Below are 21,647 nucleotides of genomic sequence, written 5' to 3'. Positions count from 1 at the left end.
ATACGCTACTTAACTTTCGCTAAAGCTAGCCGCACATTTGGTCAGAACTTTGTCTCAAATTTGATTTTGTAGGGACTATCCACAGGCGAAACCGCAGCGCGCCACCGATCCGCTTGCTTTTTGGCCCTGCGCTGTTACACCTGAAGCAACCTCGGGGGGGCCGTTTACCCGGCCTGAGATACGCAATCGCGTGACCCGTTGAACCTGAACCGGATCATACCGGCGGAGGGAAGGTGCGGTGAATTTCCCTGATCCTGCCAACCGTCTGTAGCTTGAAAGGATTTAAGAAATGTTTTCTCCTCTACGCGCTGCATTTATCGGCTGCATCACATCAATCGGCCTGTCTGCAACTCTTGCTGGCATCGCGCACGCACAGGACAAGCCTGTCCTGACCGTTTACACCTACGACAGCTTTGTCACGGATTGGGGACCGGGGCCCCAAGTTGAAAAAGCCTTCGAGGCAACTTGTGATTGCGACTTGCAACTAATCAATGCCGGCGATGGCGCAGCCCTTTTGTCCCGCCTGCAACTGGAAGGCGCGCGCAGTGATGCTGACGTGGTTCTCGGGCTCGACACCAATCTTACGGCACGCGCCAAAGCTACCGGTCTCTTCGCGAAACTTTCGCCTGCGCCATCCGGTCTTGACCTGCCTGTAGAGTGGAGCGACGACACGTTTGCACCTTACGATTGGGGCTATTTCGCCTTTGTTTATGACAATACCAAACTGAAAGACGTGCCCGGCAGTTTCAAAGAACTGATCGAAGCAGACGAAAACCTGAAGATCGTCATTCAGGACCCCCGATCCTCCACTCCGGGCTTGGGGCTTTTGATGTGGGTCCAAGCGGCCTACCCGAACAAATCCGCACACATTTGGGAATCTCTTGCACCGCGCATCCTTACCGTCACCAAGGGCTGGTCCGAAGCCTATGGCATGTTTCTGGAAGGAGAAGCGGATATGGTGCTAAGCTACACCACCTCCCCAGCCTACCACATCATCGCAGAAGAAGATCACACCAAATCAGCAGCTTCTTTTGAAGAGGGCCATTACATGCAGATCGAAGTGGCCGGAAAGCTTGCAGCGACAGACCAACCGGAACTGGCCGACCAGTTCCTGAACTTCATGACGACCGATGCCTTCCAGTCGATCATTCCGACAACAAACTGGATGTATCCTGCAAAATTTCCTGACGCCGGCCTGCCCGAGGGATTTGAACAGTTGATCACCCCCGAAGACAGCCTGATCTTCAGCGATGCCGAAGTGGAAGCAATCAGAGAGGACGCATTGGCCGAATGGCTGACCGCGCTCAGCCAGTAGTTCCGGGCCGCAAGGGGCTTCTGTCCCGCCCGTCCCTGTTCAAAACGCTTGCAGGCAGCGCCGCCCTACTGGTGGTGCTGCTTTTGACGATTGGAACCGTGGTTGCCGTAGCTTCACAGGCAACTGCGGGGCGCGGCTTCACTCTGGCGGATTGGGCTGCAATCCGTTTTACCGTAATTCAGGCTCTTCTTTCGGCAACGTTAAGCGTCGCCCTTGCCATTCCCACCGCACGCGCTCTGGCAAGGCGCAGGTTTTGGGGCCGTCAGGTCATGGTGGCCCTGCTCGGTGCACCCTTCATTCTGCCGGCCATTGTAGCGGTTCTCGGGATTGTTTCGATCTGGGGACGCTCCGGCCTGATTTCCGGCGGATTGACAGCACTGGGGCTGGCGCCGCTCAATATTTACGGGTTCAGCGGCGTTGTTCTGGCCCATGTATTCTTCAACCTGCCCCTTGCAACCCGACTGATCCTGCAAGGTTGGATGACGATACCCGCAGAACATTTCCGGCTTGCGGCAGAGCTCGGTTTTACCAGCAGGGACGTGAACCGCCAGTTGGAGCGCCCGATGCTGCGCGCCGCTGTGCCAGGTGCCTTTCTGCTGGTCTTCCTGCTGTGCCTGACCAGTTTTGCTGTGGCCCTGTCCCTCGGCGGCGGCCCGCGCGCAACGACGATTGAACTTGCCATCTATCAGGCGCTACGGTTTGACTTCGACCTGTCCAAGGCAGCACTTCTGTCCATCCTGCAATTCGCGCTCTGTACTGCCACAGCCGGAGCGACGCTGGCGCTGGCAAAGCCCACAGCCTTCTCCATCGGGCTGGACCACCCGCCAGCGCGCTGGGATGGCACCGAACCCGGAACGCGGGTTTTTGATACGGTTCTCCTGCTGACGGTTGCGCTGTTCCTTTTCGCACCGCTCGGATCGGTTGTCCTGCGCGGACTGCCCCCGATGTTCTCTCTTCCGCCACAGATCTGGCCTGCCCTGTTGAACTCCTTGCTGATCACCATCCCCGCCGCACTGCTGGCCACCGTGCTGGCGCTGGCGCTGGCAGCACTGATCACCGATATGGCCCGCCGCAGCAAAGCTGCCGCCCTGCTGGAAGCTATCGGCTTTCTCGCTCTGGCCGCATCGCCATTTGTCATCGGCACGGGACTGTTCGTTCTGCTCAACCCAGTAATCGACCCGTTTAAGCTCGCCCTGCCGATCACCATTGCAGTCAATGCCACCATGTCGCTGCCCTTTGCCCTGCGCATCCTTTTGCCCGCGCTGCAACGGGCAGAGGATCACTACGGGCGGCTGGGTGCTTCTCTGGGCATGACCGGTCTTACCCTGTTCCGTATCGCCATCTGGCCACGGATCAAACGGGCCGCAGGCTTTGCAGCCGGACTGTCGGCGGCACTCTCTATGGGGGATCTCGGCGTGATCGCGCTGTTTGCCCCGCCGGATTTTGCCACATTGCCCCTGACCATGTACCGTCTTATGGCAGCCTATCAGATGGAAGCCGCAGCCGGTGCTGCACTGCTGCTCGTAGGCACATCTCTCGCCCTGTTCTGGGCCTTTGATCGCGGAGGTCGCCTTGACCATCACATTCGATAAGCTGCGCCTGACGCAGGGGGAGTTTACCCTCAGCGCCGATCTTGAGATTGAAGAAGGGCATAAAATTGCCCTGCTCGGACCGTCAGGCGGAGGGAAATCCACCCTGCTATCTGCTCTGGCCGGTTTCAAAACACCCGAAACCGGTCGTATTCTGTGGCGGGGTGAAGACATCACCGGCACCCACCCGGCCCAGCGGCCTGTCACCCTGCTGTTTCAGGACCACAACCTGTTTCCCCATCTGTCAGTCGCGCAGAACATCGGTCTCGGATTGCGCCCCGATCTCAGGCTTTCAGAGGCGGAACACACAACGGTTGAACGGGCGCTGGCACGGGTCGGACTGGAAGCGCAGGGTGCCAAACGGCCTGCGGAACTCTCTGGTGGACAACAGCAAAGGGTCGCCATCGCCCGTGCGCTGCTGCGGGACAAGCCGGTTCTCATGCTGGACGAGCCTTTCGCAGCCCTTGGCCCCGCGCTCAAGCTGGAGATGCTCGAACTCGTCGCCGAGATCACAGAGGCAGCCAGAGCAACACTGCTCATGGTTACACACCAGCCCGAGGACGCGATTCACATCAGCGACCAGACCTTGCTTATCGCAGAGGGCGAGGCCCACCCACCTGTTGACACGAAGACCCTGATGGCCAACCCGCCCGAGGTTCTGCAACGCTATCTCGGCCGTCCGCCCTCTTGACAGGACCAGCGCCGCAGGATTTTAGAGACAGACCTGATCCATTCTGCAAGGCCGTCCCGAGATGACACATAAAAGGCCGCTCATCGGCATCCTGACCGAAGGGCGCACCGACGTAGAAGCGGTGGAAAACTACTACGACGATTACTACAGCACCCCTGCCCTTTACGTTGATGCCGTGCGTCGCGCGGGCGGGATCGCAATGCTGCTGCCCTCTGGCGAACCCCATTACGCGGACTGGTTGCGTGTTCTGGACGGAGTCATCTTTACCGGCGGCACCGATATGGACCCTAAATATTACAAAGGGAATCCGGAGCATCCGAACCAGCTTAAAGCATCAACGGAACGGGATGAAACCGAACTGGCCCTTCTGAAAGTCATACAGACGCGAAAGGACATACCGGTCCTTTTCATCTGTCGGGGGATGCAAGTGCTGAACGTTGCGCTTGGCGGGGATCTTCTCCAGCATATTCCCGACCTTCATCCCGGCGACATTCACCGCAACGCAGATGGCGGGTGGACCCGCCAACCGGTCGCCGTTGATCCGGACTCGAAACTGGCACAAGTGATGGATTGCACCGAGGTCGACACGTTTTCCGGCCACCATCAGGCGATCAACCGCGTGGCCCCTGCGCTACGCGCTGTGGCCCACGCACCGGATGGTATTGTCGAAGGGCTGGAAGATCCGAACCACCCGTTCTTTCTTGCTGTGCAGTGGCATCCCGAACTTTCGGCAGAAACAGATAAGAGCCAGCAAAACCTGTTTGACGCCCTAATCCGCGCCGCAACAAAACCCTGAACGCAACCAATGCTCTTTTTGGGGCAAATATCCTCGGGGGTCCGGGGGCAGAATGCCCCCGTGCGCCAAAGGGTTAATGCGGAACGGAAGACGAAAACAGATTGATCACCAGCACGCCGCAGACAATCAAGGAAATCCCGACAAAACCGGCTGTGTCGATCCTGTCCCCGAACAAAAGCGCACCCGCTACTGTCACGACCGCAACACCGGCACCGGACCAGACCGCATAGGCCAGCCCGACCGGAAAACTCCGCAGGACGATTGCAAGAAAATAGAAAGAGACCGCGTATCCCACCGCTGTCAGACCCACAAAAGGCAGTTTGCTCAACCCGTCAGAGGCTTTCAGGGACACAGTACCAATCACTTCGGCGCCGATGGCCAGCAGCAGATAAACCCAAGTCATGGCATATTCCTTTTGTTCATTTGTCTTAATGCTTCACTGACAGCCATTCCCGCGCTCATTGCCACGTTCAGGCTGCGTGCCTGCCCTGTCATCGGCAGTTTCACCCGCGCCTGTGCAAAATCATGCACGTCCTGCGGCACGCCCGCACTTTCCCGCCCCATCAGGATCGTATCGCCCGGTTGAAAAGAAAATTCCCAAAGCGACTGTTCCGCCCGTGTCGTCATCAACACAATCCGCCCGTCCCGCGGGGCCTTTGCAAAGCTGTCCCAACTGTCGTGGCGGGTCAGATCGGCAATATCCGCATAATCCATCGCAGAGCGTTTCAAGGCCTTGATCGACAGGGGAAAACCGCAGGGTTCGATAATATCCAGTGGCACGCCGAAACAGGCCGACAGGCGGATCATGGCGCCCAGATTGGGGGCGATATCGGGTTGGTAAGCGGCAAGTCTCATGGTTCTGCGATAGGGTAAATCCGCAATGAAGGGAATAGGGCGATTTACGGCGCGAATTGTTTAACCCCGCAGCGCCTTTCGGGTCAGGTAAATTTGCGGAACAGTTTGGTCTGGTCGAACATATCCTCCAGCCGTTCGGTCCGGTCTTTGGTCTGCGCCCAGTTCTGGTCCTGAATGGCAGCAATCACCGTTTCAACCAACAGCAGAGTTGTCGCCGCAGAATCCCATGCAGAGGGAACTACGATTCGACTGCTGAAACAGATATCGGCCAGATGATGCACCGGAGAGCGCCACTGGTCGGTAAAAAGGATAATCTTGGCACCTTTCGTATGAGCCATCTCTGCGAGTTTCAGCGTGTTGTTTTCATAGCGGCGGTTGTCAAAGATCACAAAAACATCGCCCTCTTTCACGTCCAGCAGGTAGTGGGGCCATGTATTGGATGTGGACTGGATATGTGTCACCGCTGCGCGGATCACCTGTGCATGCAGGAACAGATACTCCGCCATTGTATGGGTAATCCGCCCGCCAACGATATAAAGGGCGCGGTCCGGATCTCCGATCAACCCGCAGGCCGCATCAAAATCATCCGGGTCGATCTGTCCAAGCGTGTGGCGGATATTATCGATCACCGCATCGGTAAAACGGTTCAGCACATGCCCCGATGGCGCGCCTTCTGCCCAAGTATCATGCTTGGCAATCGGGTTCTTTGCCTTGGCTTTCAACTCCTCGCGCAGCTCGGTCTGGAACTCCGGATAGCCCTTGAACCCCAGTTTCTGCACCATGCGCGCCACGGTTGGCGCCGAGACATTGGCGTCCTTGGCCAGTGTCGCCAGCGGGCCAAGCCCCGAGGCCGGATAGTTTTCCAGAATCGAATGGGCCAACTGGCGCTCGGCTCGGGTCAGCCTGTCCAGCTCCCGTTGGATGCGGTCGGAAATAGTAGGCTGGTTTTCTGGCATGGGGTCTCGTTTGACGACTAAAATTACAACGTTGCGGCTTCTGTTCTTTTTGTAACACAATTCTGTTGACATATTCCCCGATGCGCAAGAAGTTTAACCGGAACAGGGAAAATAGTTTCAATGACTGCCACCAATGCAGAAGACGTTGTAGAGGTTCTGAACCCCGCGGGCGCATCGCCTGTCGTGTTGGTTTGCGAACACGCATCATCTTTTATTCCGCCCGAGTTGCAGGATCTCGGACTCGCGAAAGCTGACCGGCTCAGCCATGCGGCATGGGATCCGGGCGCACTGGCTGTTGCAAGGCGGATGGCAGAAAGGCTCGATGCAAAACTGGTGGCCAGCAAGGTGTCCCGCCTTGTTTACGATTGCAACCGCCCTCCCAGCGCACCGGACGCAATGCCGGCCCGCAGCGAACTGGTGGTGGTTCCCGGTAACGCCGAACTGGATGATGCGGCCCGTCAGGCACGCGCAGACACCTACTACCACCCCTTCCGAAAGGCACTTGCCGACACTATCAAGACAACAGCTGCGAGCGGTGCGACGCCGGTTATCGTGACGGTTCACAGCTTTACGCCGGTTTATCACGGGAACCCGCGCACCGTTGAAATCGGCATTCTACATGACAGCGACACGCGACTGGCGGACGGTATGCTGGATGCTGCGCAAGGCAGCGCTTTTGTCGTCCAGCGCAACGAACCCTACGGCCCTGAAAACGGTGTGACACACACTCTGAAAGAACACGGCCTGCCACACGGTTACGCCAATGTGATGCTGGAGGTCCGGAATGATCTGATAGTGTCGGAACATCAGCAACGGGACATGGGCGACACGATCTGCGACTGGCTGTTCGCCGCCATGATCGCCCTGGCAGAAGAAGGGCAGGCTTAATGCGCGGGTTAGCTTACGGATATATTCGCGCTGTTGACGCTGTAAACTATCGTATCGGCCGCTTTATGATGTACGGCATTTTTGTGCTGATGGGCATCCTGCTGTGGTCCTCGATCAGCAAAACCTTCTTTCTGCCCTCGCTCTGGACGCTGGAAATGGCCCAGTTCTGCATGGTGGCCTATTACATTCTGGGCGGGCCCTATTCGATCCAACTGGGATCGAACGTGCGGATGGACCTGCTTTATGGTGAATGGTCGTTGCGACGAAAGGCATGGACCGATCTGATTACCGTATTGTTCCTGATCTTCTATCTCGCCGTCATGATCTATGGCGCGGTCAGTTCGACCGCCTATTCCCTTGGGTATTGGGGCAGCGAGCCGTTCTCCTTCCTTGCCGGTCTTGCCACCGGAGCCGAAGAAGTGGGCCGCGCGGAACGCTCTTCCTCGGCATGGCGTCCCTACCTTTGGCCGATAAAATCCATCATGATTGCCGGCCTGACTCTTATGCTCCTGCAATGCATCTCCGAGCTGTTGAAAGACGTGCTGCGACTTAAAGGCGAAGAAATCTAATGTCCTATGAATTAATCGCCACTTTGATGTTCTCCTCGATGATGCTAATGCTGCTGACCGGTCAGCGGGTGTTCGGGGCCATCGGGTTTATCGCTGTTGTCGCGGCCCTGCTGCTCTGGGGGGACAAGGGCGGATTTGATATTGGCTTTTCTGCCGCCATGAAGCTGATGAAATGGTATCCGCTGCTGACGCTGCCGATGTTCATTTTCATGGGCTATGTGCTGTCGGAATCCAAAATTGCCGATGATCTTTATAAGATGTTCCACGTCTGGATGGGCGGCCTGCGCGGCGGGCTGGCGATCGGGACGATCGGGCTGATGGTGCTGATTTCCGCCATGAACGGCCTGTCGGTGGCTGGCATGGCGATCGGTTCCACCATTGCCCTGCCCGAACTGTTAAAGCGGGGGTATGACAAAAGGATGGTCACGGGGGTGATCCAGGCGGGGTCTTCCCTTGGTATTCTTGTGCCGCCTTCTGTTGTGCTGGTGCTTTACGCCATGATCGCGCGGCAGCCTGTGGGCCAGTTGTGGCTGGCTGGTGTGGTGCCGGGCCTGATGATGGCGGGGATGTTCATTGCCTATATCGTGATCCGCTGCCGGATGAATCCGGTTCTGGGTCCGGTTCTTGATGCTTCCGAACGGGATATTCCCCGCGCCGAGAAAATGCGCCTGCTGCGGGCCGGCATCCTGCCTATTGTGATCTTCGCCGTGATGATGGTGCCTTTTGTGAACGGCTGGACCTCTCTGGTGGAAAGCTCTGCCATCGGGGCGCTGGCAGCCTTTGTCGCGGCGGTTCTGAAAGGCCGTATGACCCGCGAAGTGTTTGAAAACTCCGTGCGCAACACCCTTGGCATTACCTGCATGTTTATGTGGATCATTCTCGCCGCTCTTGCGTTTGGCGCGGTGTTTGACGGTCTGGGAGCAGTCAAGGCAATCGAAAGCGTCTTTACAGAGAAACTGAACCTCAGCCCGTGGATGATCCTGATCCTGATGCAGCTCAGCTTTATCCTGATGGGAACGTTTCTGGACGATACCGCCATGCTGGTGATTGTTGCGCCGTTATATGTGCCGCTGGTTGGTGCGCTTGGCTTTGACCTGATCTGGTATGGTATTCTTTATACGATCACGACTCAGATCGCCTATATGACACCGCCATTCGGCTATAACCTGTTTCTGATGCGCGCTATGGCACCGCCAGAGATCGGACTGCGGGACATCTATGCGTCGATCACGCCTTTTGTGCTGGTCATGCTGCTGGCGTTGATCATGGTAATGGTATTCCCCGGCATCGCCACCTGGCTGCCCGATTACATTTACAACAAACCCTAGAAGCCGGACCAACCGGCCCCAATCAAAACAAGGAGAAAGACTATGACAACCAGACGTAAGTTTATTCAGGGCGCTGCCGTAGCTCCGGCTGCTGCTCTCGCGTCCCCTGCACTGGCGCAAAGCACCATCAAATGGCGGATGCAGACCTATGCAGGTGCTGCACTGGCAGAACATGTAATTGTGCCTGCCGTTGAAATGTTCAACAAGATCGCAGGCGACCGCATGCAGATCGAACTATTCTTCGCGGATCAGCTTGTCCCGACCGGCGAACTGTTTCAGGCGATGCAGCGTGGCACCATCGACGCTGTGCAATCCGATGATGACTCTATGGCCTCCCCGACCGAAGTGACCGTGTTTGGTGGGTATTTCCCGTTTGCATCGCGCTACTCGCTCGACGTGCCTGTGCTGTTCAACAAATACGGCCTGAACGAGATCTGGGACGAAGAGTATTCAAAAGTCGGCGTGAAACACATTTCTGCCGGTGCATGGGATCCGTGCCATTTTGCCACCAAAGATCCGATCCGCAGCCTTGAAGACCTCAAGGGCAAACGCATCTTTACCTTCCCGACAGCGGGCCGCTTTATGTCCCAGTTCGGCGTTGTACCTGTAAACCTGCCTTGGGAAGACATCGAAGTCGCAGTGCAAACCGGTGAACTCGACGGGATCGCATGGTCCGGCATCACCGAGGATTACACCGTCGGTTGGGCCGATGTGACCAACTACTTCCTGACCAACAACATTTCCGGCGCCTGGGCCGGTTCCTTCTTTGCCAATATGGAACGCTGGAACGAACTGCCCGAAGACCTGCAAGCACTGTTCCGTGTATGCTGTGACCAGTCTCACTACTACCGTCAGTGGTGGTACTGGGGTGGCGAGGCCGACCTGCGTGTCAACGGCCCGAAAATGGAACTGACCTCCATTCCGGACGAAGAATGGGCGACAGTGGAAACCGCTGCGCAGGAATTCTGGGAAGAAATCGCTGCAGAATCCGAAACAAAACGCCGCGTGGTGGACATCATCAAGAAGTACAACGCCGACATGCTGAAAGCAGGTCGTCCGTACCGCTACACCTGAAGCCGGTCTTTGAAATGACATTCCAAGGGCGGCGTTCTGCCGCCCTTGGTCCGATTAGAAAGTGGAATCACCATGCCTGCCAATCTTAGTTTTGATGATCTGAAGTCCCGCGTGTCCGATGGATCAATCGACACCGTTCTTGTCTGTTTTGTGGATATGCAAGGCCGCCTGATGGGCAAACGCTTCCACGCTGTTAACTTTGTAGAGACCTCCTACAAAGAGACACACTGCTGTAATTATCTGCTGGCCACCGATCTGGAAATGGCCACCCCTGACGGCTATGCCTCGACCAGTTGGGAAACCGGCTATGGCGATTACGTCATGAAGCCCGATCTTGACACCATCCGCCCTGTGCCCTGGCTGGAAGGCACCGCAATGGTGCTGTGTGATATTCTGGATCACCACACCCACGAACCGATCCCCCATTCCCCCCGCGCCATGCTGAAAAAGCAGATCGCCCGCCTGAAAGAACTGGGCTTTGACGCGATGATGGCGACCGAACTGGAATTCTTCCTGTTTGAAAAGACACTGGACGAGTTGCGCCGCGACGGGTTCCGCGATCTGCAACCGATCAGCGGCTATAACGAAGATTACCACATCTTCCAGACAACCAAGGAAGAAGGCATCATGCGCCCGATCCGCAACCATCTGTATGCGGCGGGCCTGCCCATTGAAAACTCCAAGGGTGAAGCGGAATCCGGTCAGGAAGAGTTAAACATCCGCTATTCCGCAGCGCTCGACTGCGCTGATTATCACTCCATTGCCAAACACGCGATTAAGGAAATCGCATGGCAGAACGGCCATGCCGCGACCTTCCTGCCGAAATGGCACAAGGATCGGGTGGGATCGTCCTCTCATGTGCATCAGTCCCTGTGGAAAGACGGAGAGCCTGCCTTCTTTGACAAGGACCGTGATCTGGGCATGTCCGAGATGATGGGCCACTATATGGCCGGTCTGATCGCCTATGCGCCGGATTACACCTATTTCCTAGCGCCTTATGTGAACAGCTACAAACGCTTTGCGAAAGGCACTTTCGCGCCGACCAAAACCGTCTGGTCCGTAGACAACCGCACCGCCGGTTTCCGTCTCTGCGGCGACGGCACCAAAGGCATCCGCGTGGAGTGCCGCATCGGCGGGTCCGATCTGAACCCCTACCTTGCACAGGCCGCGATGCTGGCCGCTGGGATCAAGGGGATCGAAGAGAAAATGGAACTCTCTGCCCCGACCAAAGGCGATGTCTACGAGGATGCCAAGGCTGGCGACATTCCCCAGACCCTGCGTGCGGCAACCGAACTGCTGCGCAATTCGAAATTCCTGCGCGAGGTGATGGGCGACGATGTGATCGACCACTACACCCGCGCAGCAGAATGGGAACAAGAAGAATTCGACCGTGTTGTAACCGATTGGGAAATCGCACGGGGCTTTGAAAGGGCTTAATCCATGACGATCAAATGTATCTCCCCCATAGACGGGTCGGTTTATGCCGAACGTCCCACCCTGACCCGCGCCGAGGCGGATGCTGCTGTGACGCGGGCCAAGGCTGCACAGGCAGACTGGGCTGCAAAACCGCTTGCCGACCGGATCGCACTGGTTGAGGCCGGCGTTGCCGCAGTGGGCGCGATGAACGACGAAATCGTTCCCGAAATCGCGTGGCAAATGGGGCGTCCCGTGCGCTATGGCGGCGAATTTGGCGGGTTTAACGAACGTGCCAGCTATATGGCCAGCATCGCGCAAGAGGCGCTCGCTCCGATCGAAGTTGAGGATTCCGACGCCTTCCGCCGCGTGATCAAACGGGTGCCCCACGGTTTGGTTCTTGTGGTTGCCCCCTGGAACTATCCCTATATGACCGCGATCAACACCGTGGCCCCTGCCCTGATCGCAGGCAATGCGGTGATGCTGAAACACGCCTCGCAAACCCCGCTGGTGGGCGAACGTATGGCAAAGGCTTTCCATTCGGTTGGTATTCCCGAAGATGTGTTCCAGAATGTGTTCCTCGACCATCAGACCACATCCGATCTGATTGCGGACCGCGCCTTCGGCTTTGTGAACTTCACCGGCTCTGTCAGCGGCGGCAAGGCAATGGAACAGGCCGCGGCTGGCACATTCACCGGCATCGGATTGGAACTGGGCGGTAAAGACCCCGGCTATGTGATGGAAGACGCCAATCTGGACGCAGCTGTTGATACGCTGATTGACGGTGCGATGTTCAACTCGGGCCAGTGCTGCTGTGGCATTGAACGGATTTACGTCCACGAGTCCCTGTTCGACGCTTTTGTCGAAAAGGCCGTGGCGATTGTGAAGGGCTACAAGCTGGGCAATCCGCTGGAGCAGGACACCACCATCGGCCCGATGGCCCATGTACGCTTCGCGGACGAGGTCCGCGCCCAGACAGCCGAAGCCATTGCCGCCGGTGCAAAGGCCCACATCGACCCTGCGGATTTCCCCGAAGACGGCGGTGCCTATCTGATGCCGCAAATCCTGACCGATGTGACCCATGACATGCGCGTTATGCGCGAAGAAAGCTTCGGACCGGTTGTGGGGATCATGCCCGTCAAGAATGACGAAGAGGCGATTGCCCTGATGAACGACAGCGATTTTGGCCTGACGGCATCGCTCTGGACACAGGACGCCGCCCGCGCCGAAGCGATTGCGGACCGGATCGAAACTGGAACCGTCTTTATGAACCGCGCCGACTATCTCGATCCCGGCTTGTGCTGGACCGGCTGCAAGGATACAGGGCGCGGCGGTGGCCTGTCCGTGATCGGCTATCACAACCTCACCCGTCCAAAATCCTACCACCTGAAAAAGGGCTGACCCGATGTCTTTGACTGCAAACTGGTCCTATCCGACCGCTATCCGTTTCGGCGCAGGCCGAATCTCCGAACTCGCCGATGCTTGCGCCGCAGCGGGAATCAAGAAACCGCTTCTGGTCACAGACAAAGGCCTGTCCTACCTGCCGATCACACAATCCACACTGGATCTGATGGAAGCCGCCGGACTTGGCCGTGCGATGTTCTCGGATGTGGACCCGAACCCGACCGAAATGAACGCGGAAGCCGGTATCAAAATGTTCCGCGAAGGCGGCCATGACGGTGTGATCGCCTTTGGCGGCGGCTCCGGTCTTGATCTCGGAAAGCTCGTTGCCTTCATGTCCGGACAAACCAGACCGATCTGGGATTTTGAAGATATAGGGGACTGGTGGACCCGCGCCGATCCGGATGGAATAGCCCCGATCGTGGCCGTACCGACCACTGCCGGCACCGGTTCAGAAGTGGGCCGTGCATCAGTGATCACCAACAGCGAAACCCACGAAAAGAAGATCATCTTCCATCCAAAGTTCCTGCCGTCCGTCGTGATCTGCGATCCCGAACTTACTGTTGGCATGCCACCAATGATCACCGCAGGCACCGGCATGGATGCTTTTGCCCATTGTCTGGAAGCTTTCTGCTCCCCCCATTACCACCCCATGTCCCAAGGCATGGCGCTGGAAGGGATGCGGCTGGTCAAGGAATACCTGCCCCGCGCTTATAACGATGGAACAGATATCGAAGCCCGCGCCCATATGATGTCTGCCGCTGCCATGGGGGCCACGGCGTTTCAGAAGGGGCTTGGCGCGATCCATGCAATGTCCCACCCGATCGGCGCAGTCCACCACACCCACCACGGCACCACCAACGCGGTCGTGATGCAGGCAGTTCTAAAGTTGAACCGCCCCGAAGTGGAAGAGCGCCTGACACAGGCAGCGGCTTATTTAGGCATTGAAGGCGGGTTTGACGGATTCTACAATTTTGTGGGTGCGTTGAATGCTTCGCTCGGGATTCCGGCGACCCTGACAGAACTGGGCGTGACAGATCCCGACATTGATGCATTGGTCGCATCTGCCCTTACAGACCCAAGCTGTGGCGGCAATCCGGTCAAGCTGACCAAAGAAAACGTTACGGCGCTTTTCAAAGCCTGCCTGTAACACCGATCTGTTGCTCTGACGCGCCACACTGGTGCGCCAGAGCAACGCACTTGTAAAATTCCTCTCCCACCCCCAGATCGACTCGCCCGGAAATCACGCATCTTGCTGTGTTTTTCGGCAAACCGGCCCGAAACCAAGGGCCAAGGCCATTGTGCCCCGTCAAAATCCCTGAAAAAATGTTGCCACATCCGACACAGCGCCCAAGAGTCGCGCGCTGCGGCCTAAAGTCCGCTAGACGAGCGCTAAAGCTATGTGTAATACCCGCCGTGACTGTCTGGAATCCCTTTTGGACAGACCCAGTTAACAAGCCCGCCGGACAGTCGGGCCTGGCAAGGAGAAAAGCACGTGTCTCATGCTGATGAACCCGCAGGCACTCGCCGCGATTTTCTGTATGTTGCAACGGCAACAACAGGCGCGGTCACCGTTGGTGCCGCGGTTTGGCCGTTGATCAATCAAATGAACCCAAGCGCGGATGTACAAGCACTCGCGTCGATCGAAGTTGATGTAGCCGATGTTGAACCCGGCACTCAGCTTACGGTCAAATGGCGCGGTAAACCGGTGTTTATCCGCCGGCGTACCCCCGAAGAAATCGAAGCGGCCCGCGCTGTGGATGTTTCCGAACTTCCTGACACACAGGACCGGAATGCAAACAACCCCGGTCTGGATGCTGCGGATGAAAACCGCACTTTGGACGAAGCTGGCGAATGGCTGGTGATGATGGGTGTCTGTACCCACCTTGGTTGTGTGCCTCTGGGGGATGCTGGTGACTTTGGCGGCTGGTTCTGCCCCTGCCACGGCTCCCACTACGACACTGCCGGCCGCATCCGCAAAGGTCCGGCACCTGAAAACCTCCCTGTGCCCACTGCCGTTCTGAACGGCACGACGCTGAAGCTCGGTTAAGGAGAAAAGATCATGGCTGGAATTCCACACGATCACTACGAGCCGAAAACCGGCATCGAAAAATGGGTTCACAAGCGGCTGCCAGTAGTTGGCCTGCTGTATGATACACTGATGATCCCGACCCCGAAGAACCTCAACTGGATGTGGATCTGGGGCATCATCCTGACATTCTGTCTGGCATTGCAAATCGTTACCGGCATCGTTCTGGTGATGCACTACACCCCGCACGTTGACCTGGCGTTTGATAGTGTTGAACACATCATGCGCAATGTGAACGGCGGCTGGGCGCTGCGTTACATGCACGCAAACGGCGCGTCCCTGTTCTTTATCGCGGTTTATGCCCACATTTTCCGTGGTCTTTACTACGGTTCCTACAAGGCGCCGCGTGAAATCACATGGATCGTCGGTATGCTGATCTACCTGCTGATGATGGCGACTGGTTTCCTTGGCTACGTTCTGCCTTGGGGTCAGATGTCCTTCTGGGGTGCAACCGTGATTACCGGCCTGTTCGGCGCGATCCCCGGCATCGGTGAGATCCTGCAAACATGGCTGCTGGGCGGGCCGTCGGTGGATAACGCCACGCTGAACCGCTTCTTCTCGCTGCACTACCTGCTGCCGTTTGTTATTGCCGGTCTGGTTATCGTCCACATCTGGGCCTTCCACACCACAGGCAACAACAACCCGACAGGTGTTGAAGTGCGCCGCACCTCTAAAGCAGACGCCGAGAAAGACACTGTTCCGTTCTGGCCTTACTTTGTGATCAAAGACCTGTTCGCACTGGTTGTGATCCTTGCGATCTTCATGGCCGTTGTCGGCTTCATGCCAAACTACCTTGGCCACCCGGACAACTACATCGAGGCAAACCCGCTGGTTACTCCGGCCCACATCGTGCCCGAATGGTACTACCTGCCGTTCTATGCGATCCTGCGCGCCATTACCTTTGACGTACTGTTCCTTGATGCGAAGTTCCTTGGCGTTCTGGCCATGTTCGGCTCTATCGCAGTGATGGCTCTGGCCCCCTGGACCGATACATCTTCGGTCCGCTCCGGCCGCTACCGTCCATCCTTCAAGTGGTGGTTCTGGGTACTGGCTCTGGATTTCATGGTCCTGATGTGGTGTGGCTCCCAGCCTGCCGAAGGCCTGATCCCGACCATCTCGCTGATCGGTGCGATCTACTGGTTCGCCTATTTCCTTGTCATCCTGCCGCTGCTGGGTGTTCTGGAAAAACCGCTGCCACAACCTGAAACCATCGAAGCTGACTTCGATGCCCATTATCCGCCAAAAGACGCCAAAGCGTCTGCGGCCGAATAAGAGAGCTAAGGAGAGACAAAATGAAAAAGATACTTCTTTCCATCGCTGTCGCATTTGGCCTGTCCGGCGGCGCAGCCTATGCCGCTGGCGATGCGGGTCATATCGAGAACATCCCGTTCTCCTTTGACGGTCCGTTCGGGTCTTTCGACCAGAACCAGCTGCAACGGGGCCTTCAGGTCTACACCGAAGTCTGCGCAGCCTGTCACGGCCTGCGTCAGGTAGCCTTCCGCACACTGGCGGATGAGGGTGGTCCACACTACTCTGAAGATCAGGTGAAAGCCTACGCAGCCAACTACGATGTGTACGACCCTGAACTGGACGACACCCGCCCTGCCGTTCCGGCTGACAAGTTCCCTGCAAACACCGCTGTTGGTGCGCCAGACCTGTCTCTGATGGCCAAGGCGCGTGCCGGTTTCCACGGACCTTCGGGTCTGGGGATCAACCAGCTGCTCTACGGGATCGGTGGTCCTGAATACATCGTAGCCATCCTGACAGGCTACACCGGCGAAGAGAAAACCCAAGCGGGTGTGACGCTCTATGAAAACACTGCCTTCCCGGGCGGCTGGATTTCCATGGCGCCACCTCTGGCGGACGAGCAGCTGGAATATGCTGACGGCCACCAGAACGATGTGCACCACATGTCCGAAGACGTTGCAGCCTTCCTGATGTGGGCCGCAGAGCCTAAGATGATGGCGCGGAAATGGCTCGGATTTGTGTCCCTGTTCTTCCTCGGCCTGCTGGCGGTACTGCTGTACCTGACCAATAAAAAGATCTGGGCACCGATCAAGCGCAAAGAAAAAGCAGCCTGATCAGGCAAGCCATAAAAAGAAAAGGGCGGGGATTTCCCCGCCTTTTTTTTGTTCAAAGGTCCAACTTCCCCTAGGCGTCTTTCGGCATCGTTTCGACCATCGCCTCGCGCTTGGAAAATTCTGCTTCCCATGCGGCCAGCCCGTCGCGGCCGGTCCGCCAGTCCCGTCCACCGTGGCGGAAATCCAGATAGGCCAGCGCAGAGCCGACAGCGATCTGGGCCGCGTCGAGCGGACCGGAAAGATGGCTCATCCAACGGGCTTCAATCGCATCCAGAGATCGTTCTATCTTGGCCCATTGCGCCTCGACCCAGTCAGGGAACCGCAACTCTTCGGGGCGTACGCGGCCCTCGTAAATCATCAGAACGGCGGCTTCCATAATCCCGTCGGCGGTGGCTTCCAGTGTCAGCACCTCCCACAGGCGCGCCGCGGGGTAAAGCGATCCGTTGCCTTGCGCGTTAATGTATTGCGTGATGACACGGCTGTCGTACAGTGCCGGTCCATCCACCCGCTCCAATGCGGGGATCTTGCCCAACGGGTTTTGTTCAAGTGGCATGTTGTCGGTCATCAAAGGCGTGCCACCCCTTGTAACCAGTTCCAGTTCGACGCCTGTCTCTTTCGCGCAAACGAGGCATTTGCGGGCGAAGGGACTGGCCGGAGCCCAATGCAATTTCATGTCAGAGTTCTTTCTTCTGGTGCGACGGGGCATAGCCCGCACACAGGTTGATCACGCAGGGCGCTGCCTGCTCGGGATAAACCTTGCGCAGTGCGGTGTTTGCGTCAACCGTTCTTCGGAAGCGGGGCTAGCAGGGCGGGTCTTTCATAAGGCCGGCCAGCGTCCCGATCTCTTGACCGATGCCGTGTTCTGCGACCTGACCGGAAGCCGTGATGCGCACCGCTTCCGGCTTGTTCTGGCCCAACTTCCACGTTCCGTCCACCTGCGTCACATCCATTGCGACGGGGGCAATCATCCGCATCATCCGCTCTGCGATGCCTCCGCCCATTTTGTCCATCGCCCAAACAGGTTTTGGAGCCAGACGCATCTCCATCGCTGCCGAGAGGCGGTTCAGGATGCCTTCCAGTTCCTGCTGCGGCAGGGCGTGTAACCTGCCTCGCAGATGCACCGCCACATAGTTCCAAGTGGGCACCTGATCATCCAACCCGTACCAATCCGGCGAGATGTAACTGTCTGCTCCGCCAACGGCCACCACGGCCTGTTGTGGCCCGTCCTGCTGCAGCAGACGCCATAAGGGGTTGGAGCGCACCAGATGGGCCTCCAGCCGGCGACCATCCTCAGAGAGTTGAAACGGTATATGTGCAAGCAACGGCCCCTCCGGCCCGTTCACAGCAAGTGCGCCAAAGGCACGCTGCCGTGCGAAGGCCAGATTTGCGTCCTGGTTTGCCTTACGAAAAGCCGGATTGGGATGCATTGGTAAGACCTTTCAGGTCAGGAAGCAGGGAATAACGTTTCCGCGTCCCCTTCCTTCCATTTCGGATATTTCGTCATGATAGACTGGAAGCGGTCGCTATTGATAAAGGCGTCCAGCCAGCGGATCAGGTTCGGCCAGTCCTGCGCGTCAAACCAAGCGCGATCCGTATTGGCAAACTGGCGCACAAACGGGGCGATGCCGATATCTGCAAAGCCGATCCGGTCCCCGAATAAATAGGCCTGTCCGTCCAGCCGTTGATCCAGTTCCCGCAAATAGGTGGAGGCCAGTTTGCGTTCCGCTTCGGGGTCCACATCTTCATATCGCACCGCGTATTTGAAACGATCGAGATGGCCTTTGAACTCTGCCTCGCAGCGCACAATCAACTTCCGCGCCTGCGACCCTGCATAAAGCAGGTCCTCAGGGTCGCTTTGGCCCAGCGCCCATTCCATCACATCAAGGGATTCCTCGATCACCTGATCGCCGTCCACCACCACGGGCACCGTCCCCTTGGGCGAAGCCGCAAGAAAGGCAGGTGCCTTGTCACGCAATAGGATTTCGCGCAGCTCCACCTGCAAACCACTGGCTGCAATCGAAAGCCGTGCCCGCATGGCATAGGGGCAGCGGCGGAAGGAATATAGGATCGGTCGTGTCATGGGGGTAATCAAGCGCCCGCGACCGGCAGGGTCAAGGCCGTTCGGCCCCGTCCCTAGCCGACAAGCAGGGATTTCTCTGTATGGCCGGTAATTTTAGCGGACACGATCTGGCCTTCGGGCTGATCGCTGGCAAAGGCCACCTCGGTAAAGCCTTCGGTCCGTCCCATGCGCGGGTTTTCCATCAGGATGGAATGGGTTTTGCCCAGTTGCGCCGCCAGATGGTCCTGCACCCGCTGTGTTCCTGCCTCGCGCAGCCGTTTGGCCCGAGCCTTGATCACGCTTTTCTCAAGCTGGGGCATCCGCGCTGCCGGCGTGCCCTGACGGGGAGAGAACGGAAAGACGTGCAGCCAAGTCAGTCCGCAGTCTTCCACCAGTTTAAGAGAGTTCTCGAACATCTCTTCAGTCTCGGTGGGAAAGCCTGCGATTATGTCAGCGCCATAAACAATGTCGGGCCGCGCTTTGCGCATATCGCTGCAAAAAGCGATGGCATCGTCGCGCAAGTGGCGGCGTTTCATCCGTTTCAGAATCATATTGTCCCCGGCCTGCAAGGACAGATGCAGATGGGGCATCAGACGGTGTTCATCGGCAATGGCATCTACAAGCGCGTTGTCTGCTTCAACGGAATCAATGCTGGAAATCCGCAAGCGCGGCAGGTCCGGCACCAGCTTTAATATGCGCTGCACCAAATCGCCGAGCGGCGGATTACCCGGAAGGTCATCGCCCCAACTGGTAATATCCACGCCCGTCAAAACCACCTCGTTATAGCCGCTGGCGACAAGGCGTTTGATCTGCTCCACAACCACTCCCGCAGGTACCGAGCGGGAGTTCCCGCGGCCATAGGGGATGATGCAGAAGGTGCAGCGGTGGTCGCAACCGTTTTGCACCTGCACATAGGCGCGGCTGCGGCTGCCAAACCCGTCAATCAGATGTCCCGCGGTTTGTTTCACCGACATAATGTCATCCACCAGAACACCTTCGGTTTCCCCGATGAAATCCGCGCCCTTGCCCAGCTTCATCCAGGTGTCCGCTTGCATCTTTTCGGTGTTGCCCATCACCAGATCCACCTCATCCATTGCGGAATAGGTGTCCGGTTCGGTCTGGGCGGCACAGCCTGTCACGATAATACGGGCTTCGGGGTGTTCGCGGCGCAGCTTGCGGATGGATTGTTTGGACTGGCGCACGGCTTCGGCGGTGACAGCGCAGGTGTTCACCACCACAGCGTTTTCCAGACCGCCCGCAGCGGTCAGTTCTTTCATGGCCTCGGTTTCATAGGTGTTCAACCGGCACCCGAAAGTGGCGAACACTGGTGGCTTGCTCATTGTATCTTGTCCAGAAAATCTGTGGAGAGAACGCCGGAAAATACCAGTTGGGTGGGTCCGGTCATCCAGACACCGTCGTCCCGCCAGTCGATTTCCAAGTCACCGCCGTCCAGCTTGATAGTCACCCTGCGTTCGGTTAGCCCTTTGCGGTGGGCTACGACCGCACTGGCACAGGCGCCTGATCCGCAGGCGTAAGTGATCATGCCACCCCGTTCCCAGACACGCATCCGTATCGTGTTACGGTCCATGATTTGCAGAAACTCTACATTGGTGCGTTCGGGGAAGAGTTCATGGTGTTCGTAAACGGGGCCAAGTTTTGCCAGATCAAGCGATTCGACATCGTCGACGACAAAGACGCAGTGAGGATTACCCATTCCCGCAGCACCCGGCGCGCCATCAATCGGCAATTCCACAAGATCCACGTCACGTGCCAGCGGTACATCCTGCCAGTCAAGCTGTGGTTGACCCATGTTCACACTGACCAGACCATCACCTGCTTCCTTTGCAGACAAAAGTCCCCGTTCTGTACGCAGGGTCAGTTCGGATTTTCCGGTTTCGTCCAGAATGATCCTTGCAACACAACGGGTTGCATTGCCGCAAGCACCAGCAGTCGAGCCGTCGGTATTCCAGAAGGTAATATCCACATCCGCATCATCGCTGTTGCCCAATACGACAAGCTGGTCAAAGCCCACACCAAAATAGCGGTGCCCGATGGCCTGCGCCACCGCCGCTGTCATGGGTACATCCGCCCTGCGCGCGTCCAGTATGACGAAGTCATTCCCCAGACCGTGCATCTTCAGAAACGGCAGCCCGCCATCAAGTGTATCGAGTGTTTTCATCCCCGCCATATAGCCCTTCGTCCACAATCATTCCAGTCGTGTCATTATTTCGGAATTTCTCTCTTGACCATACCCGCCAGCCCCCTTAAGACGCCCCCACAGCACGGTGAGGGCCCTTAGCTCAGCTGGTAGAGCAACTGACTTTTAATCAGTAGGTCGATGGTTCGAACCCATCAGGGCTCACCAAAATTCCAAAAGGTCTGGCAATTTGCCAGACCTTTTTGGTTTTACCCCTGAAAAACCGAAATGCGGCACGGACCGTCACCCGAATGGCAGGGGCGATTCTCTCTGCTTCTGCCCAAATCGTGCTTAACATCCGAAAACCCCTACGAATTTAGACAAATTTGTGGCTTTTTGGTGTTGC

At 57.4% G+C, this 21,647-nt stretch carries 22 protein-coding genes, 1 tRNA gene and 1 riboswitch; of the genes, 15 read left to right on the top strand and 8 right to left on the bottom strand.

Going from position 1 to position 21,647, the window contains the following annotated elements; genetic code table 11:
* Positions 1 to 143 precede the first annotated feature (143 nt).
* Positions 144 to 248: riboswitch (TPP riboswitch) on the top strand.
* 41 nt (positions 249 to 289) lie between these two features.
* The 4 genes from thiB to C0U40_RS02665 all read left to right on the top strand — a co-directional run bounded on the left by thiB (position 290) and on the right by C0U40_RS02665 (position 4,391).
* Positions 290 to 1,315, top strand: coding sequence for a thiamine ABC transporter substrate binding subunit (gene thiB / locus C0U40_RS02680; protein ID WP_101654198.1), 1,026 nt, complete (start codon positions 290 to 292; stop codon positions 1,313 to 1,315).
* The gene (locus C0U40_RS02675) at positions 1,291 to 2,907 is read left to right on the top strand and encodes a thiamine/thiamine pyrophosphate ABC transporter permease ThiP (RefSeq protein WP_286134741.1); all 1,617 of its coding nucleotides are present in this window, start codon (positions 1,291 to 1,293) and stop codon (positions 2,905 to 2,907) included. Before thiB ends, C0U40_RS02675 begins: the two co-directional genes overlap by 25 nt.
* Positions 2,888 to 3,595 carry a thiamine ABC transporter ATP-binding protein gene (locus C0U40_RS02670; RefSeq protein ID WP_101654197.1) on the top strand — a complete coding sequence of 236 codons (708 nt, stop codon included), beginning with the start codon at positions 2,888 to 2,890 and terminating at the stop codon, positions 3,593 to 3,595. The genes C0U40_RS02675 and C0U40_RS02670 overlap by 20 nt, the downstream gene beginning before the upstream one ends.
* Positions 3,596 to 3,656: 61 nt before the next feature.
* A complete protein-coding gene (locus tag C0U40_RS02665) occupies positions 3,657 to 4,391 on the top strand; it encodes a gamma-glutamyl-gamma-aminobutyrate hydrolase family protein (RefSeq protein ID WP_101654196.1) in 735 nt (244 codons plus the stop codon).
* Between the two features lie 73 nt (positions 4,392 to 4,464).
* On the opposite strand, the gene C0U40_RS02660 is transcribed toward C0U40_RS02665, so the two are convergent.
* From C0U40_RS02660 to C0U40_RS02650, 3 genes are all read right to left on the bottom strand, one after another.
* On the bottom strand, positions 4,465 to 4,794 hold the full coding sequence (locus C0U40_RS02660) for a DMT family transporter (RefSeq protein WP_101654195.1): 330 nt from the start codon (positions 4,792 to 4,794) through the stop codon (positions 4,465 to 4,467).
* Positions 4,791 to 5,246, bottom strand: coding sequence for a tRNA (cytidine(34)-2'-O)-methyltransferase (locus C0U40_RS02655; protein WP_101654194.1), 456 nt, complete (start codon positions 5,244 to 5,246; stop codon positions 4,791 to 4,793). Before C0U40_RS02655 ends, C0U40_RS02660 begins: the two co-directional genes overlap by 4 nt.
* Before the next feature lie 83 nt (positions 5,247 to 5,329).
* On the bottom strand, positions 5,330 to 6,202 hold the full coding sequence (locus C0U40_RS02650) for a MurR/RpiR family transcriptional regulator (RefSeq protein WP_101654193.1): 873 nt from the start codon (positions 6,200 to 6,202) through the stop codon (positions 5,330 to 5,332).
* A gap of 120 nt (positions 6,203 to 6,322) precedes the next feature.
* On the opposite strand from C0U40_RS02650, the gene C0U40_RS02645 reads away from it, so the two are divergent.
* From C0U40_RS02645 to C0U40_RS02600, 10 genes are all read left to right on the top strand, one after another.
* Positions 6,323 to 7,090, top strand: coding sequence for an N-formylglutamate amidohydrolase (locus tag C0U40_RS02645; protein WP_101654192.1), 768 nt, complete (start codon positions 6,323 to 6,325; stop codon positions 7,088 to 7,090).
* Positions 7,090 to 7,659, top strand: a complete 570-nt coding sequence (locus C0U40_RS02640; RefSeq protein WP_101654191.1) for a TRAP transporter small permease subunit — start codon at positions 7,090 to 7,092, stop codon at positions 7,657 to 7,659. Before C0U40_RS02645 ends, C0U40_RS02640 begins: the two co-directional genes overlap by 1 nt.
* Positions 7,659 to 8,987 (top strand): TRAP transporter large permease, encoded by a 1,329-nt coding sequence (locus C0U40_RS02635; protein WP_101654190.1) that lies wholly within the window; start codon positions 7,659 to 7,661, stop codon positions 8,985 to 8,987. The genes C0U40_RS02640 and C0U40_RS02635 overlap by 1 nt, the downstream gene beginning before the upstream one ends.
* 42 nt (positions 8,988 to 9,029) lie before the next feature.
* Entirely contained in the window at positions 9,030 to 10,061 is a 1,032-nt protein-coding gene (locus tag C0U40_RS02630; RefSeq protein ID WP_101654189.1) for a TRAP transporter substrate-binding protein, read from the top strand.
* Positions 10,062 to 10,133: 72 nt separating this feature from the next.
* Positions 10,134 to 11,498 (top strand): glutamine synthetase family protein, encoded by a 1,365-nt coding sequence (locus tag C0U40_RS02625; RefSeq protein ID WP_101654188.1) that lies wholly within the window; start codon positions 10,134 to 10,136, stop codon positions 11,496 to 11,498.
* A gap of 3 nt (positions 11,499 to 11,501) precedes the next feature.
* The gene (locus tag C0U40_RS02620; protein ID WP_101654187.1) at positions 11,502 to 12,875 is read left to right on the top strand and encodes an aldehyde dehydrogenase family protein; all 1,374 of its coding nucleotides are present in this window, start codon (positions 11,502 to 11,504) and stop codon (positions 12,873 to 12,875) included.
* A gap of 4 nt (positions 12,876 to 12,879) precedes the next feature.
* On the top strand, positions 12,880 to 14,025 hold the full coding sequence (locus C0U40_RS02615; protein WP_101654186.1) for an iron-containing alcohol dehydrogenase: 1,146 nt from the start codon (positions 12,880 to 12,882) through the stop codon (positions 14,023 to 14,025).
* 345 nt (positions 14,026 to 14,370) lie between these two features.
* Positions 14,371 to 14,925 carry a ubiquinol-cytochrome c reductase iron-sulfur subunit gene (petA, locus tag C0U40_RS02610; RefSeq protein WP_101654185.1) on the top strand — a complete coding sequence of 185 codons (555 nt, stop codon included), beginning with the start codon at positions 14,371 to 14,373 and terminating at the stop codon, positions 14,923 to 14,925.
* A 12-nt stretch (positions 14,926 to 14,937) separates the two neighbouring features.
* On the top strand, positions 14,938 to 16,236 hold the full coding sequence (locus C0U40_RS02605) for a cytochrome b (protein WP_101654184.1): 1,299 nt from the start codon (positions 14,938 to 14,940) through the stop codon (positions 16,234 to 16,236).
* A 20-nt stretch (positions 16,237 to 16,256) separates the two neighbouring features.
* A complete protein-coding gene (locus C0U40_RS02600) occupies positions 16,257 to 17,045 on the top strand; it encodes a cytochrome c1 (RefSeq protein ID WP_101654183.1) in 789 nt (262 codons plus the stop codon).
* Positions 17,046 to 17,115: 70 nt separating this feature from the next.
* On the opposite strand, the gene C0U40_RS02595 is transcribed toward C0U40_RS02600, so the two are convergent.
* The 5 genes from C0U40_RS02595 to dapF form a co-directional block, all read right to left on the bottom strand.
* Positions 17,116 to 17,718 (bottom strand): glutathione S-transferase family protein, encoded by a 603-nt coding sequence (locus tag C0U40_RS02595; RefSeq protein ID WP_101654182.1) that lies wholly within the window; start codon positions 17,716 to 17,718, stop codon positions 17,116 to 17,118.
* Between the two features lie 127 nt (positions 17,719 to 17,845).
* The gene (locus C0U40_RS02590; protein WP_101654181.1) at positions 17,846 to 18,472 is read right to left on the bottom strand and encodes an FMN-binding negative transcriptional regulator; all 627 of its coding nucleotides are present in this window, start codon (positions 18,470 to 18,472) and stop codon (positions 17,846 to 17,848) included.
* Positions 18,473 to 18,489: 17 nt separating this feature from the next.
* Entirely contained in the window at positions 18,490 to 19,125 is a 636-nt protein-coding gene (locus tag C0U40_RS02585; RefSeq protein WP_101654180.1) for a glutathione S-transferase, read from the bottom strand.
* A 53-nt stretch (positions 19,126 to 19,178) separates the two neighbouring features.
* The gene (gene mtaB / locus C0U40_RS02580) at positions 19,179 to 20,444 is read right to left on the bottom strand and encodes a tRNA (N(6)-L-threonylcarbamoyladenosine(37)-C(2))-methylthiotransferase MtaB (RefSeq protein WP_101654179.1); all 1,266 of its coding nucleotides are present in this window, start codon (positions 20,442 to 20,444) and stop codon (positions 19,179 to 19,181) included.
* Positions 20,441 to 21,283 (bottom strand): diaminopimelate epimerase, encoded by an 843-nt coding sequence (gene dapF / locus C0U40_RS02575; protein WP_435673785.1) that lies wholly within the window; start codon positions 21,281 to 21,283, stop codon positions 20,441 to 20,443. Before dapF ends, mtaB begins: the two co-directional genes overlap by 4 nt.
* Positions 21,284 to 21,393: 110 nt before the next feature.
* Between dapF and C0U40_RS02570 the strand changes: the two genes are divergently transcribed.
* Positions 21,394 to 21,469 (top strand) — tRNA-Lys (locus tag C0U40_RS02570).
* Positions 21,470 to 21,647: the final 178 nt, after the last annotated feature.

Source organism: Neptunicoccus cionae, assembly GCF_002860325.1.
In the GTDB taxonomy this organism is placed as follows: domain Bacteria; phylum Pseudomonadota; class Alphaproteobacteria; order Rhodobacterales; family Rhodobacteraceae; genus Amylibacter; species Amylibacter lutimaris.
This window is presented reverse-complemented; position numbering and strand designations above follow the sequence as displayed.